15 protein-coding genes and 1 tRNA gene are annotated in these 13,347 nt (G+C 60.4%); 7 read left to right on the top strand and 9 right to left on the bottom strand.

Annotation, left to right across the window (positions count from 1 at the left end; genetic code table 11):
• Positions 1-50: 50 nt before the first annotated feature.
• Genes ACQZ40_RS13400 through cydX form a run of 3 tightly spaced genes read left to right on the top strand, consistent with a single transcriptional unit; the run spans position 51 to position 2,937 of the window.
• The gene (locus ACQZ40_RS13400; protein ID WP_080853860.1) at positions 51-1,628 is read left to right on the top strand and encodes a cytochrome ubiquinol oxidase subunit I; all 1,578 of its coding nucleotides are present in this window, start codon (positions 51-53) and stop codon (positions 1,626-1,628) included.
• 6 nt (positions 1,629-1,634) lie between these two features.
• Positions 1,635-2,792 (top strand): cytochrome d ubiquinol oxidase subunit II, encoded by a 1,158-nt coding sequence (cydB, locus tag ACQZ40_RS13395; protein ID WP_448748134.1) that lies wholly within the window; start codon positions 1,635-1,637, stop codon positions 2,790-2,792.
• A gap of 22 nt (positions 2,793-2,814) precedes the next feature.
• Positions 2,815-2,937 (top strand): cytochrome bd-I oxidase subunit CydX, encoded by a 123-nt coding sequence (gene cydX / locus ACQZ40_RS13390; RefSeq protein ID WP_003508602.1) that lies wholly within the window; start codon positions 2,815-2,817, stop codon positions 2,935-2,937.
• Between the two features lie 148 nt (positions 2,938-3,085).
• Here cydX and ACQZ40_RS13385 read toward each other — a convergent pair whose 3' ends face one another.
• From ACQZ40_RS13385 to ACQZ40_RS13355, 7 genes are all read right to left on the bottom strand, one after another.
• Positions 3,086-3,274, bottom strand: coding sequence for a hypothetical protein (locus tag ACQZ40_RS13385; protein ID WP_003522463.1), 189 nt, complete (start codon positions 3,272-3,274; stop codon positions 3,086-3,088).
• 22 nt (positions 3,275-3,296) lie between these two features.
• Positions 3,297-3,707: a DUF3597 domain-containing protein gene (locus ACQZ40_RS13380; protein ID WP_065657363.1), complete on the bottom strand. Its 411-nt coding sequence runs from the start codon at positions 3,705-3,707 to the stop codon at positions 3,297-3,299.
• A 12-nt stretch (positions 3,708-3,719) separates the two neighbouring features.
• Positions 3,720-3,971 (bottom strand): GlsB/YeaQ/YmgE family stress response membrane protein, encoded by a 252-nt coding sequence (locus ACQZ40_RS13375; RefSeq protein ID WP_003522465.1) that lies wholly within the window; start codon positions 3,969-3,971, stop codon positions 3,720-3,722.
• A gap of 150 nt (positions 3,972-4,121) precedes the next feature.
• Positions 4,122-4,979, bottom strand: a complete 858-nt coding sequence (gene nadC / locus ACQZ40_RS13370) for a carboxylating nicotinate-nucleotide diphosphorylase (protein WP_078052619.1) — start codon at positions 4,977-4,979, stop codon at positions 4,122-4,124.
• 1 nt (position 4,980) lies between these two features.
• On the bottom strand, positions 4,981-6,552 hold the full coding sequence (locus ACQZ40_RS13365) for an L-aspartate oxidase (RefSeq protein WP_078052620.1): 1,572 nt from the start codon (positions 6,550-6,552) through the stop codon (positions 4,981-4,983).
• Positions 6,549-7,520: a quinolinate synthase NadA gene (nadA, locus tag ACQZ40_RS13360; RefSeq protein ID WP_003522468.1), complete on the bottom strand. Its 972-nt coding sequence runs from the start codon at positions 7,518-7,520 to the stop codon at positions 6,549-6,551. The genes ACQZ40_RS13365 and nadA overlap by 4 nt, the downstream gene beginning before the upstream one ends.
• Positions 7,521-7,589: 69 nt before the next feature.
• Positions 7,590-8,492 (bottom strand): NUDIX hydrolase, encoded by a 903-nt coding sequence (locus tag ACQZ40_RS13355; protein ID WP_003522469.1) that lies wholly within the window; start codon positions 8,490-8,492, stop codon positions 7,590-7,592.
• A 206-nt stretch (positions 8,493-8,698) separates the two neighbouring features.
• Between ACQZ40_RS13355 and ACQZ40_RS13350 the strand changes: the two genes are divergently transcribed.
• Together ACQZ40_RS13350 and ACQZ40_RS13345 are read left to right on the top strand one after the other, a co-directional pair.
• Positions 8,699-9,073 (top strand): PAS domain-containing protein, encoded by a 375-nt coding sequence (locus tag ACQZ40_RS13350; RefSeq protein ID WP_125146837.1) that lies wholly within the window; start codon positions 8,699-8,701, stop codon positions 9,071-9,073.
• A 74-nt stretch (positions 9,074-9,147) separates the two neighbouring features.
• The gene (locus ACQZ40_RS13345) at positions 9,148-9,648 is read left to right on the top strand and encodes a hypothetical protein (RefSeq protein WP_080857689.1); all 501 of its coding nucleotides are present in this window, start codon (positions 9,148-9,150) and stop codon (positions 9,646-9,648) included.
• Between the two features lie 76 nt (positions 9,649-9,724).
• Here ACQZ40_RS13345 and ACQZ40_RS13340 read toward each other — a convergent pair.
• Both ACQZ40_RS13340 and ACQZ40_RS13335 read right to left on the bottom strand, forming a co-directional pair.
• Positions 9,725-9,800 (bottom strand) — tRNA-Ala (locus tag ACQZ40_RS13340).
• A gap of 152 nt (positions 9,801-9,952) precedes the next feature.
• Entirely contained in the window at positions 9,953-10,339 is a 387-nt protein-coding gene (locus tag ACQZ40_RS13335) for a TIGR02300 family protein (RefSeq protein ID WP_003522472.1), read from the bottom strand.
• Between the two features lie 199 nt (positions 10,340-10,538).
• Here ACQZ40_RS13335 and cmk point away from each other — a divergent pair, with 199 nt between their 5' ends.
• Positions 10,539-11,198 (top strand): (d)CMP kinase, encoded by a 660-nt coding sequence (gene cmk, locus ACQZ40_RS13330; protein WP_448748133.1) that lies wholly within the window; start codon positions 10,539-10,541, stop codon positions 11,196-11,198.
• 170 nt (positions 11,199-11,368) lie between these two features.
• A complete protein-coding gene (rpsA, locus tag ACQZ40_RS13325; RefSeq protein ID WP_003522474.1) occupies positions 11,369-13,069 on the top strand; it encodes a 30S ribosomal protein S1 in 1,701 nt (566 codons plus the stop codon).
• The last annotated feature ends 278 nt before the right edge of the window (positions 13,070-13,347 follow it).

Genomic DNA, 13,347 nt, shown 5'->3' with positions numbered 1-13,347 from the left:
CGTCGTCTTTGAAATGGAAGGCCGGCCTTCCGGAAAAGGTGGATAGGACTATGGAACTCGACATAGTGGCGCTGTCGCGCCTGCAATTTGCAGTGACGGCTTTATATCACTTTCTGTTCGTTCCCCTGACGATCGGACTATCGGTGGTGATCGCCATCATGGAAACGGTCTATGTCATGACCGGCCGCACGGTCTGGCGGCAGATGACGAAATTCTGGGGCACCCTGTTCGGCATCAACTTCGTGCTCGGCGTTTCCACCGGCATTGTCATGGAATTCCAGTTCGGCATGAACTGGAGTTATTACAGCCATTATGTCGGCGATATTTTCGGTGCGCCGCTGGCGATCGAAGGCATGATGGCCTTCTTCCTGGAAGCCACCTTCGTCGGCCTGTTCTTCTTTGGCTGGGACAAGCTGTCTAAACTCGGCCATCTCGTCGCGACATGGTGCGTGGCGCTCGGTTCGAATTTTTCGGCGCTGTGGATATTGATCGCCAATGGCTGGATGCAGAATCCGACGGGATCGGCCTTCAATCCCCAGACCATGCGCATGGAAGTGACTGACTTCTTCGAGGTCCTGTTCAACCCGGTGGCGCAGGCGAAGTTCGTCCACACGGTGTCTGCGGGTTACGTGACGGCCTCCATCTTCGTACTCGGCGTTTCGGCCTGGTATGTGCTGAAAGGCCGTCATGTCGATCTCGCCAAGCGTTCGATGACGGTTGCCGCCTCCTTCGGTCTGGCGTCCGCGCTGTCGGTCGTCGTGCTGGGTGATGAAAGCGGCTATCTCTCCACCGAACACCAGAAGATGAAGCTCGCCTCCATCGAGGCCATGTGGGAAACCGAGCCGGCCCCGGCCCCCTTCACGGCCATTGGTTTTCCCGATCAGGAAGCACGCGAAACGCATTTCGCGGTGAAGATCCCGTGGGTGATGGGCCTCATCGGCACCCGCTCGCTCGACACGCAAATTCCGGGCATCAACGATCTGGTGGAGCAGGCCAAGACCCGCATCCGCGACGGTATCAAGGCCTATGACGCGCTGATGCAGATACGGGCCACCGGTAAGGGCGCGGAGTTGCCGGAAGAGGTGCGCGGCACCTTTGCCGAGCTCGGCCATGAGCTCGGTTATGCCCTGCTGCTGAAACGATATGTCGACGATCCGCGCCAGGCGAATGAGGAGCAGATCGCCAAGGCGGCGGCGGATACCATTCCGCATGTGCCGACCCTGTTCTGGGCTTTCCGCATCATGGTCGGTCTTGGCATCTTCTTCATCCTGCTGACGGCGACATTCTTTTATCTTTCGGCCCGCCGTCGGCTGGATCATTATCCGTTGCTGTTGAAAGTGGCGGTCTTTGCCATTCCCCTGCCGTGGATCGCGGCGGAAATGGGCTGGGTGGTGGCCGAATTCGGCCGTCAGCCATGGATCATCGAGGGCGTGCTGCCCACGGCCGCGGCCGTCTCCAGCCTCAGCGCCTCCACGGTCCTCATCACGCTCCTGTGTTTCATCGCCATCTACACGGTGCTGTTCATCGTCGAAATGGGGCTGATGCTGAAGGCGATCCGCAAGGGGCCGGAGCCGGACCATGAGCCGGAAGCGCCGCTCGTTCCTGAAAAACTCGTCGCTGCGGAGTAAACGATCATGATATTGCATCAACTCATCGACTACGAAATCCTCCGCGTCATCTGGTGGCTGCTGCTCGGCGTGGTGCTGATCGGTTTTGCCGTGACCGGCGGATTCGATCTCGGTACCGGCGCGCTTCTGCCCTTCGTGGCGAAAACGGATATCGAGCGGCGTGTCGTCATCAATTCCATCGGCCCCGTCTGGGAGGGCAATCAGGTCTGGCTCATCCTTGGCGGCGGCGCGATCTTTGCCGCCTGGCCGCCGCTTTATGCGGTGTCGTTTTCAGGGTTTTACCTGGCGATGTTCGCCACCCTGTTTGCGCTGATCCTGCGGCCGGTCGGCTTCAAATATCGCTCCAAGCGTGAAAGCGCCGCCTGGCGCACCGGCTGGGACTGGGCGCTCTTCATCGGCGGCTTCGTTCCGGCGCTAATCTTCGGCGTGGCCATCGGCAATGTGCTGCAGGGCGTTCCCTTCCACCTCAATGACGACCTCAGGATTTTCTACGATGGCACGACGCTGTTCGAGCTTCTGAACCCCTACGCCATCCTCTGCGGTCTCGTTTCCGTCGCCATGCTCATCATGCACGGTGCGGCATGGCTGGTGCTGAAGACGGATGGTCCGGTCGCGGCCCGTGCCCGCGGTTTCGGCAGCATCGCGGCGCTTGCCACCACCGTTCTTTTTGCGCTCGGTGGCGTCTTTCTGTGGCTCGGTATCGATGGCTATCGCTTCACCTCGGAGGTCGTCACCGACGGTCCGTCCAATCCGCTGTCGAAGACGGTAGAGGTTGCGGGCGGTGTCTGGTTTGCCAATTATGCGGCGCATCCCTGGATGATGCTGGCGCCGGCGCTCGGTCTTGTCTTTCCGCTCGTCGCTTTCGTTTTGCTCCGCGCCCGCAGGGAAGTGCTGGCGCTGCTTTCCAGCTCGCTTGCGATTTTCGGCATCATCGCAACTGTCGGGCTGACGATGTTTCCCTTCATCCTGCCGTCTTCGGTCGATCCGAAATCGAGCCTGACGGTCTGGGATGCGTCGTCCAGCCATATGACGCTGTTCATCATGCTGGTCGTCGCCCTCATCTTCATCCCGATCATCGTTGCCTATACGTCATGGGTCTATCGCGTTCTGTGGGGCAAGGTGGATGAGAGGGCGATCCGCGACGACAGCGGTCATGCTTATTGATTGAGAAAGAAGGAGATCGAACATGTGGTATTTCGCCTGGCTGCTCGGCCTGCCTCTCGCCGCCATCTTCGCCGTCATGAACGCCATGTGGTATGAGTTGATGGAAGAAAACGCGAAAAAGGCCGAAGCGAAGCTGGATAAATAGGGCTTTGGCGGAAGCCTCTCCTCCGTCATGCCGGATCTGGTCGGGGGTGACGGAGTGCGGATGATGCAACTCCGCCAAATATAAAAGGGCGGCATCCGGTTGGGATGCCGCCCTTTTGGGTACACAGCCGTGCGTGCGACGCGCGGCGTCAGTGGATCGCGATGCCGCGCTTGTCCGCTTCTTCCTTGATGATGTCTTCGACGATGGCCCTCTTGAGATTTGGATTTCCCAGAAGATAGTCGTCGGCGATCTCGAAGATCGATTTCGGATTCTCGGTCCTGTGCAGGGTGTCGAGGTCCTGGCCGATCTGCTCTCGAAGGCTGGAATAGTCGTCCATCACGGCGCTCCCGTTTATCGGTTCAATCCAGAAGGTCGGCCGGAACCTTGCCGCCGTTTTCGGACAGTTTCTTGATGACGGCCTTGTGCAGCCAGATGTTCATGGTCGCGGAATCCGAGGTGTCGCCGGTATAGCCGAGTTCGCCGGCCAGTTCCTTTCGGGCGCTGAGGCTGCTGTCCAGATTGAGCGCTTTCAGAAGGTCGACGATCGAATGTTTCCAGTCGAGTTTCTGGCCGTTCTGCTTGACCGCCGCATCCAGGATTGAAGCGACGTCGACATTGCCGGTGGGAGCCGGAGCCGCGGCTGTCGGAGCGGGTGCGGCCGGTGCGGCCGGGCTTGCCGTGGCTGCCGGCGTGCCGGCCGGAGCCGAAGTCTGCGGTGCGGCTTCGGCCTTGCCGAAAATAGCGTTCTTGATCTTGTCGAAAAAGCTCATGGTGTCCTCCCCTTAGCGGCGAAATGCCCGCCCGACGGCGATGAGAATGCAGGCGCCGATGAAGCCGGCGATGAGATAGCCAATCCAGCCTCCGAGCGAAATGCCCACGAGCCCCAGAAGGAAATTGGCGACGATGGCGCCGACAATGCCGAGGATAATGTTCATGAAAAGACCCATATTGCTTTTCATGAACTGTTCGGCCAGCCAACCGGCTACGCCGCCGATGATGATTGCTGCAATCCAGCCAACTTGTGCGTCTTCCATAACAAGCCTTTCCTTTGTAAGAGAGGTCCGCAGGCATATGGACAGGCTTTTGCGCGCACTGATCCCCCCGCCTTGAATAGACCCCAGGCGGAGCAATAACGGCGATATGGGCGATTGGTTCCGTGCGGCGAACTATGCGCCGCATATTCTTTAGCTCTGGCTTTGAAAGTCGAGGCCGATATCGAGAACCGGCGCGCTGTGGGTCAGCCAGCCGACGGAGATGAGATCGATGCCGGTTGCGGCGATGGCTGCGGCCGTCTGTGGATTGATGCGGCCCGACGCTTCGGTAATGGCGCGACCGGCGACGATCCCCACCGCCTCGCGCAGCTGTTCGGGTGTCATATTGTCGAGAAGGACCGCATCGACGCCCTCATCCATGACCTCGCGCAACTGCGCTAGCGTATCGACCTCCACCTCGATCTTGACGAGATGTCCCACGCCCTGCCGGGCCCGGCGGATGGCGTCGCGCACGCCGCCCGCCACGGCAATATGGTTGTCCTTGATGAGAACGGCGTCATAAAGCGCAAAACGGTGGTTCATGCCGCCGCCGGCGCGCACGGCATATTTTTCCAGCGCTCTCAGCCCCGGCGTCGTCTTGCGGGTGCAGGCGACCGAGGCCTTGGTGCCGGCAATGGCGGCAGCGATTTTTGCGGTGACGGAAGCGATGCCCGACAGGTGGCCGAGGAAATTCAGCGCCGTGCGCTCCGCCGTCAGAAGGCCGCGTGAGGGACCTTCGATCGTTGCGATGATATCGCCAGGCGTCACGGCGGCCCCATCCTGCACATGCCGTTTCATCGCGATGGCCGGATCCACGAGCTGGAAAGCGAGTTCTGCCGCGTCGAGACCGGCGATAACGCCCGGTTCGCGCGCGGCCATGACGACGACCGAGCGATGATCGGCGGGAATGACGGCGACGGACGTGATGTCGCCCGCCAGTCCGAGGTCTTCCAGAAGAGCATTGCGCACGAGCGGTTCGATGATGAGGCGTGGCAGGGGTGAAAGGATCATGTCAGGCGCTCCGCGCAAGGCTGGCCGAAGAATGGCTGGAAGAGGAAAATTCATGGGCGATGGTGAGAACGTCGCTGAGGTTCAGCCTGCGCCTCGTGGCCGTCGCATGTTTTTCAGGGAAATCGTCGCGGAAATGCGCGCCGCGCGATTCCGTGCGCAGCGCCGCAAAGACGGCGATGGCCAGCGCGACAAGGGCAGGATCGCATGCCGGGCCGTTCCGCTCAGCCAGTGGCAGAAGATCGCGGATCGCGCCCGTCAGCCCTTCCGCATGTCTTGCGATGCCGAGATGGCGGGAAACGATGTGCCGGACGGGTGAGAGGTCGGCTGCCGGGACATCGGGCATCGGGAGTGTTGCGATATCCACTGCCCGTTTTTCCGCATATGCCTGCCTGCCTGCAATGTCTTCTGCGGCACGCATGCCCATGGCCGCCGCTTCCAGCAGGGAATTGCTGGCAAGCCGGTTCGCGCCATGCAGACCCGTGCAGGCGGTTTCGCCGGCGACCCACAGGCCCGGCACCGAGCTTCGGCCTCTGCCATCGGTGGCGACGCCGCCCATATGGTAATGCACCGCCGGGCGCACCGGCACGAGTTCACGGGCCGGGTCTATCCCGGCTTCGCGGCAGAGCAGGTCGATCGAGGGGAAGCGAGCGGAAAAGCCGGAGCCGAGCGCCTTGCGGGCATCGAGAAAGACCTTGCCGCCACGCAGTATTTCGCGGTCGATGGCGCGGGCGACAATATCGCGGGAGGCGAGTTCCGCACCCGGAACGGCCGCCATGAAACGTTCGCCGTTTTCATTGAGAAGCAGCGCGCCTTCACCCCGCACCGCTTCGCTCACCAGCGCCAGCGGCCGTCGGGGCGAGGAAAGCGCCGTTGGGTGGAATTGCACGAATTCCATATCGGCGAGGATGGCGCCGGCGCGGGCGGCGAGCACGATGCCCTGCCCGAAATTGCCGGCGGGATTGGTCGTCGCCTCATAAAGCCCGCCGAGGCCGCCGGTGGCGAGAACGACCTGGCTTGCCGGCAAAGTGAAGCAGCCTTTTGGCCCGATGCAGGCGAGACCAACGACGACGCCGTCTTCCGTCAGCAGGCGGCGAACCTCCGTGCCTTCCAGAACGGTTATGGACGGCGTGCGAAGAACGGCGGCGGCGAGAGCCCTGACGATGGCCGCGCCTGACCCGTCCCCTTCGGCATGCAGGATGCGCCTTCTGCCATGGGCGGCCTCCAGCCCGAAAACGAGCCTGCCTTCGACATCCCGGTCGAAGCGCACCCCGGCCCGCTCCAGCGCCTCGATGACGGCGGGGGCGGCGGAAACGATCTCTGCGGCCATTTCCGCGTCGCAGAGGCCGTCGCCTGCGGCGAGCGTATCGGCAAGATGCAGCGCGGCGCTATCGTCCGGACCGAGGCTGGCGGCAATGCCGCCCTGCGCCCAGGCGCTGGAGGTCTCGCCGCCCAGAACGCCGCGTGTGAGAAGCAGCACGGGCTGCGGCGCAAGCGTCAGCGCCGCCATCAGGCCCGCAATGCCGCTGCCGACAATGACCGTCCAGCCCGTATGCGACGGGAGGCGTTCGCTCATACTTCCAGCATCCTTTCCACGGCGCGGCGGGCGGCGACAGCGATGGCCGGGTCGACCGTCACTTCGTGGCGGTTTTCCTCCAGCGCCGTGCGGATATTGCCAAGCGTGATGCGCTTCATATGCGGGCAGAGATTGCAGGGGCGGATGAATTCGACATCGGGGTGATGCACGGCGACATTGTCGCTCATCGAGCATTCCGTCAAAAGCACCACGCGGGCGGGGCGCTCGCGGCCGACATAATCCGACATGACGGCGGTGGAGCCGGAAAAATCCGCAGCCTCGACGACATCGGGCGGACATTCCGGATGCGCGAGTACGGTGACACCCGGATGGCTTTCGCGCAATTCGCGAATATCATCGGCGGTGAAAAGCTCGTGCACCTCGCAATGGCCGCGCCAGGCGATCAGCTCGACATTGGTTTCCCGCGCTACGTTTTTCGCCAGATATTCATCCGGCAACATCAGCACGCGCGGCACGCCGAGCGATTCCACCACCTGACGGGCATTGCCGGAGGTGCAGCAGATATCGGATGCCGCCTTCACCGCGGCGGAGGTGTTCACGTAGGTCACGACCGGAACGCCGGGATAGGCCTTGCGCAGGAGCGCGATGTCCTCGGGCGTGATGGAATCGGCCAGCGAACAACCGGCGGCCATATCCGGAATGAGCACGGTTTTCTCCGGATTGAGCAGTTTCGCCGTCTCGGCCATGAAATGCACGCCGGCCAGAACGATGACATCCGCTTCCACCTCCATCGCCTTGCGGGCAAGGGCAAGGCTGTCGCCAACGATATCGGCGACGCCGTGGAAGATTTCCGGTGTCTGATAATTATGGGCGAGGATAACGGCATTGCGCTTGCGCTTCAGCTCGAGGATCGCCTCCACATCGTCCTGAAAGCTCATCCATTCGGCCTTGGGAATGACGCGGGCAACGCGGTCGTAAAGGCTTGCGGCGGAAATCTGCTCGTTCACGGTGCTCTCCCATTTATACTCTTTTTGAGTATATCTAGGGTAAAGACATATTCTCATTGTGAGCATATGTCAATTGCGGGAGAGTGGCAGTTTCGTTCCGGAAAGGGCGCGTTCATCGAGAACGGTCTGGCGGAAGCGGAAGAGCTTTGCCGGGCGGCCGCCGGTTTCGGTCGCCATCTCGCCGGTCTCTTCCACCAGTTGCTGCTGTTCGATAAGCCGGCGGAAGTTCTGCTTGTGCAACGTCAGCCCGGCCAGTGCCTCGATGGCGCGCTGTAGCTGCAGGAGTGTGAAGGCGTCGGCCATCAGTTCGAACACCACGGGACGATATTTGATCTTGGCCCGCAGACGCGCGATGCCGGTGGCAAGGATGCGGCGGTGATCGGCAAACATTGGCCTGCCGAAATTGATCCGCGGTTCGCCCTGCGCCTCTTCGACCAGCCCGGCTTCATACAGCAACTCGTAACGCTGCAGGGTCAATTCCTCGTTCCAGCCTCCGCCATCGAGGCCGAAGGTGAAATCCGCCCGCAAATGGCGCTGGCTTTTGGAGGCGGGATCGGAATCCGCCCAGGCGCGCAGCCTGTCGATGATGCTGTCCAGAACTTCCGGGCGTCCCTGACGGTGATCCTCCCAGGGGAAATATTCGTACCAGCCGTGCCAGAGCGGGCGTTTGCCGCCGGAGGCTTCCTGTTCGCGAACCAGCCCGAGATAACCGATGGAGATGGTTCTGCCGCCTAAAATGTCGTTGTTCCGGTCGCGATCGGCGAAAGTATAGAGCTGTTCGAGATAACCGACGGGGTGATGGGTCTGTTCGTGAATCCATTCCCGCAAGCCGCTCTGAAGCGTTCTGTGCCCGAATTCGAACGGTCCCGACGGAAGCGCTGCGCCTTCCCGAACGGTCATGACCCGCGGCTCATCCGTGGTGATGGCGGTGACGACGGCGATGAGTTCGGCATGGGCAAGCCCGATGGTCACGGCGGCTCCTCTGGTCGTTGGCGCAAGATCAATCTTCTTTGGCACAGGAAGGTTGCTTCGCCAACATGGCGGCAGAAAAGGGCTGTCGATAAATAGTCTCACTGAAAACGGGGCGCCATCAGACAAAAGGATGAATTCTTGTGGTTAGTCGTCCGTCATCTGATATGTTACAGACCCGCACGAGCATTTCAGACTGTAGAAGGCCGATGTTGGAGAATATATCTCTCGAAGAGACACTTGTGGGTTATTACACCTGGAACATCGGGCAAAACCTGATTTACCTCGATGCCGTGGCGGCCCGCCTGCGCGAATTCTCCGCGGAAAAAGCCGCTTGCGGCATTCCGGTCGAGGATTTCATCGCGCAGATAGAAAGCGGCTCGCGCGCACGCGTCGCCAAGGCGGTTTACAATTCGCTGACAAATGGCGTGTTCTATGATCAGGAATATCGCATTCAGCTCAAATCTGGCGGCTTCCGCTGGTTGCGGACAACCGGACGGGTGATCCTCGACAGGGACCAGCTTCCGATCATGGCCATGGGCACGGTGCGGGATGTCAGTGCGGGCAAGGTTTTATTGATGTGATATGCGGCGGACCTCTTCGCGAGGCGGCGGCCGATCGATTTTTAATTTGTTCATTGTTTTGATGTTGCGGTGACATGGTCCGGCAGATCGCAATTTTGCTGTTTCAGATCGTCCTGGCCATTGGCCTCGGCATAGCCGGCATCCGCATCGCCTCGCTCGTCAATGGCGAGGCAACCCCGGCGCCAGCAGGCCTTGCGGCCAATACGGAACTACTTTGGACGACCTCGCCGGTGCGGGTCGATCCGCGTAGCCAAAACTACGAGCGCATTCCGACGCCTCCCGATCTTTATCCGCTGAAGATGCATGCGGACCAGCGCCTGCGCGTGATTTCCAGCAGCCGCTTCACTTTCAAGGGTAACGAATTCCGCCTCGCCGGCGTGGAAGATGTTGAGCGCAACCGCGTCTGCACCGGCCCCGACGGCCGCCGTTTCGCCTGCGGCCTCAACGCCTTCAAAGCGCTGGAGAACCGGCTGCGCGGCAGATATCTGGAATGTCGGACGGTGGAGGAAGGTGGTGCCGGCGGTTCCGTGGAGTGCCGGATCAACGGGCAGGATGTGCGAGCGCTGCTGCAATAGGCGATCGGGTCGAAGGACTAGCGAGATGCGCAAGAGCGACTGGCCGAAGGGAAGATATTTTTTGTCTGGGAAGGTTTGGTGGAGCTAAGCGGGATCGAACCGCTGACCTCTTGCATGCCATGCAAGCGCTCTCCCAGCTGAGCTATAGCCCCATAAGGGTTCCGGCATTTCTTCCGGTTCCGGGAACCGAAGCGGTTGTTGTTCCGTTCGGTGGCGGCTTACTACTGCGGCTTTCCGACGAGTGCAAGCATAAAAAACGGCCCGGCGTCATTTTTTTGTCGTCGGGCCGAATTATCAAGTAAAATCAAGCTTCTTCGTCGTCGCCCGATACGCCGATGATGCCGGACATGTCGTCGTCGTCATCTTCGTCGTCGGTTTCGAGGAAGGTGTCGTCGTCGTCATCGATTTCGACGTCATCGTCGTCGCCGAGATCCGGGATATCGTCGCCGTTGTTGTCGCCATCGGCATCTTCCAGCGAGACGAGTTCGACTTCCGTGTTTTCGGTATCGACTTCCGCCACTTCCTCTTCTTCAGCCTGCTCCATCTTGGCCTGGGCGGTGCTTTCCTCAAAGAAGGAGAGCGGCCAGGACTTGCCGGTATAGGGAGAAACGACCGGATCGCGGTTCAGATCGTAGAACTTCTTGCCGGTATCGGGGTCTGTGCGCTTGGTACCAAGTTCCGCTTTTGCCACTGTCTAAGCCTCAAATTGTCGAATGAGTTTCGGTGTGTACGCCGTAAAACCGGCATAGACGGTAAAATTTATAGCCGGTCCCCTTAATCGTTGCGCTCTTTCGTGTCAAAGACAAACTTCGGGTGCCGCCTGCCTCGGCGCAACCCCTATGCGGGGATGCTGATATAAATAGGAAGGTGTTGCGCACTCTATTATATGAATGACGAATGCACAGGCGGAAAGCTTCATGACCTTCACGATCGCCATAGACGGGCCGGCTGCGGCGGGCAAAGGAACCCTGTCGCGCAGGATTGCCGAGACCTATGGTTTCCACCATCTCGATACCGGGCTGACCTACAGGGCGACCGCCAAGGCGCTTCTGGATGCCGGCCTGCCGCTCGATGATGAGGCCGTGGCGGAAAAGATCGCGCTGGAAGTCGATCTTGCGGGGCTCGATCGCGCCGTTCTTTCCCGGCACGATATCGGCGAGGCCGCATCCAAAATCGCGGTGATGACGCCGGTGAGGCGCGCGCTCGTAAAGGCGCAGCAGCGTTTTGCCGCAAAGGAGCCGGGCACTGTGCTCGACGGCCGTGACATCGGCACGGTGGTATGCCCTGAGGCGCCGGTGAAGCTTTACGTCACGGCCTCTGCGGACGTGCGGGCGCGACGCCGTTACGATGAAATTCTGGCCAATGGCGGCAGCGGCGATTATGATGCCATTTTCGCTGAAGTGAAAAAACGCGACGAGCGCGACATGGGCCGCGCCGACAGCCCGTTGAAGCCGGCTGAAGACGCGCACTTGCTAGATACGTCGGAAATGAGTATAGAGGCGGCGTTTCAGGCCGCGCGGACGATCATCGACGCCTCCCTGAGGAGATAGGTTTCTCGCGGAACGGCTTCCTGCCGTCTGCGTTTAGTCCGGAATTGCCCGAAGACATGTCCTTGCGCCGGAAAGCCTTTTGAAAAGGCGGGCATGGGGTCGGGTATCAACAACACTAGCCCACCGGCGCTTTTGTATTCGCCATAGCGCGGATGCAATCAGGAGATTTCATGTCAGTATCTACCCCCACGCGCGAAGATTTCGCAGCGCTTCTCGAAGAATCCTTTGCCTCCAACGATCTTGCCGAAGGCTATGTTGCCAAGGGTATCGTAACGGCAATCGAGAAGGACGTTGCCATCGTCGACGTCGGCCTCAAGGTTGAAGGCCGCGTACCGTTGAAGGAATTCGGCGCGAAGTCCAAGGACGGCACGCTGAAGGTCGGCGACGAAGTCGAAGTTTACGTCGAGCGCATCGAAAACGCTCTCGGCGAAGCCGTTCTGTCGCGCGAGAAGGCTCGCCGCGAAGAAAGCTGGGTCAAGCTCGAAGCCAAGTTCGAAGCTGGCGAGCGCGTCGAAGGCGTTATCTTCAACCAGGTCAAGGGTGGTTTCACCGTCGATCTGGACGGCGCTGTTGCGTTCCTGCCGCGTTCGCAGGTGGACATCCGTCCGATCCGCGACGTTACCCCGCTGATGCACAACCCGCAGCCCTTCGAAATCCTCAAGATGGACAAGCGTCGCGGCAACATCGTTGTTTCGCGCCGTACGGTTCTCGAAGAGTCGCGTGCCGAGCAGCGTTCTGAAATCGTTCAGAACCTCGAAGAAGGCCAGGTTGTTGACGGCGTCGTCAAGAACATCACCGATTACGGTGCGTTCGTTGACCTCGGCGGCATCGACGGCCTGCTGCACGTCACCGACATGGCATGGCGCCGCGTCAACCATCCTTCGGAAATCCTCAACATTGGCCAGCAGGTCAAGGTTCAGATCATCCGCATCAACCAGGAAACCCATCGTATCTCGCTCGGCATGAAGCAGCTCGAGTCCGATCCGTGGGATGGCATCTCCGCCAAGTACCCGGTTGGCAAGAAGATCTCCGGTACGGTCACGAACATCACCGACTACGGTGCATTCGTTGAGCTGGAGCCGGGCATCGAAGGCCTGATCCACATTTCCGAAATGTCCTGGACCAAGAAGAACGTACACCCCGGCAAGATCCTGTCCACGAGCCAGGAAGTTGACGTTGTCGTTCTCGAAGTCGATCCGTCCAAGCGCCGTATCTCGCTCGGCCTCAAGCAGACGCTGGAAAACCCGTGGCAGGCATTTGCCTACAGCCATCCGGCCGGCACTGAAGTTGAAGGCGAAGTCAAGAACAAGACCGAATTCGGTCTGTTCATCGGCCTCGAAGGCGATGTCGACGGCATGGTTCACCTGTCGGACCTCGACTGGAACCGTCCGGGCGAGCAGGTCATCGAAGAGTACAACAAGGGTGACGTCGTCAAGGCTGTCGTTCTCGACGTTGACGTCGAGAAGGAACGCATCTCGCTCGGCATCAAGCAGCTCGGCAAGGATGCTGTCGGCGAAGCCGCTTCTTCCGGCGACCTGCGCAAGAACGCAGTCGTTTCCGCTGAAGTCATCGGCGTCAACGATGGCGGCATCGAAGTGAAGCTCGTCAACCACGAAGACCTCACCTCGTTCATCCGTCGCGCTGACCTCTCCCGTGACCGTGACGAGCAGCGCCCCGAGCGCTTCTCGGTTGGCCAGGTTGTCGACGCCCGCGTCGTCAACTTCTCGAAGAAGGACCGCAAGGTCATGCTTTCGATCAAGGCTCTGGAAATCGCTGAAGAGAAGGAAGCCGTCGCACAGTTCGGTTCGTCCGACTCGGGCGCTTCGCTCGGCGACATCCTCGGCGCGGCTCTGAAGAACCGCGGCGAATAATCGCTCCGATCTTTGAAATGAAGAACCCGCCGGAATTTCCGGCGGGTTTTTTGTTGGGTTCAACGGGCCTTGCCCGCTTGAGCGCGAGGGGTAAGGCTTATCTCGACGTCATCTTCGGCCCTGTGCCGAGGATCTAATCACGTCGAATAAAATCAATCGGTGGCAGATGCCCGGGACAGGCCCACTGCTGTCCGGTTTAAATTTGGTGGACATGGCGCACGGTGTTGATTCTACTCGTATTCGAGCGTTTGGCGACGATCTCGGACACGAAAGAGGAG

This window comes from Agrobacterium sp. 16-172Ci (assembly GCF_053522725.1).
The sequence above is the reverse complement of the archived record's forward strand: the minus strand, read 5'-3'. Positions and strand labels throughout refer to the sequence as shown.

Excerpts from the sequence above, each read along its gene's own strand:
- ACQZ40_RS13400 (WP_080853860.1), top strand. The coding sequence starts at position 51 with ATGGAACTCGACATAGTGGCGCTGTCGCGCCTGCAATTTGCAGTGACG.
- cydB (WP_448748134.1), top strand. The coding sequence starts at position 1,635 with ATGATATTGCATCAACTCATCGACTACGAAATCCTCCGCGTCATCTGG.
- cydX (WP_003508602.1), top strand. The coding sequence starts at position 2,815 with ATGTGGTATTTCGCCTGGCTGCTCGGCCTGCCTCTCGCCGCCATCTTC.
- ACQZ40_RS13385 (WP_003522463.1), bottom strand. The coding sequence starts at position 3,274 with ATGGACGACTATTCCAGCCTTCGAGAGCAGATCGGCCAGGACCTCGAC.
- ACQZ40_RS13380 (WP_065657363.1), bottom strand. The coding sequence starts at position 3,707 with ATGAGCTTTTTCGACAAGATCAAGAACGCTATTTTCGGCAAGGCCGAA.
- ACQZ40_RS13375 (WP_003522465.1), bottom strand. The coding sequence starts at position 3,971 with ATGGAAGACGCACAAGTTGGCTGGATTGCAGCAATCATCATCGGCGGC.
- nadC (WP_078052619.1), bottom strand. The coding sequence starts at position 4,979 with ATGATCCTTTCACCCCTGCCACGCCTCATCATCGAACCGCTCGTGCGC.
- ACQZ40_RS13365 (WP_078052620.1), bottom strand. The coding sequence starts at position 6,552 with ATGAGCGAACGCCTCCCGTCGCATACGGGCTGGACGGTCATTGTCGGC.
- ACQZ40_RS13350 (WP_125146837.1), top strand. The coding sequence starts at position 8,699 with ATGTTGGAGAATATATCTCTCGAAGAGACACTTGTGGGTTATTACACC.
- ACQZ40_RS13345 (WP_080857689.1), top strand. The coding sequence starts at position 9,148 with ATGGTCCGGCAGATCGCAATTTTGCTGTTTCAGATCGTCCTGGCCATT.
- cmk (WP_448748133.1), top strand. The coding sequence starts at position 10,539 with ATGACGAATGCACAGGCGGAAAGCTTCATGACCTTCACGATCGCCATA.
- rpsA (WP_003522474.1), top strand. The coding sequence starts at position 11,369 with ATGTCAGTATCTACCCCCACGCGCGAAGATTTCGCAGCGCTTCTCGAA.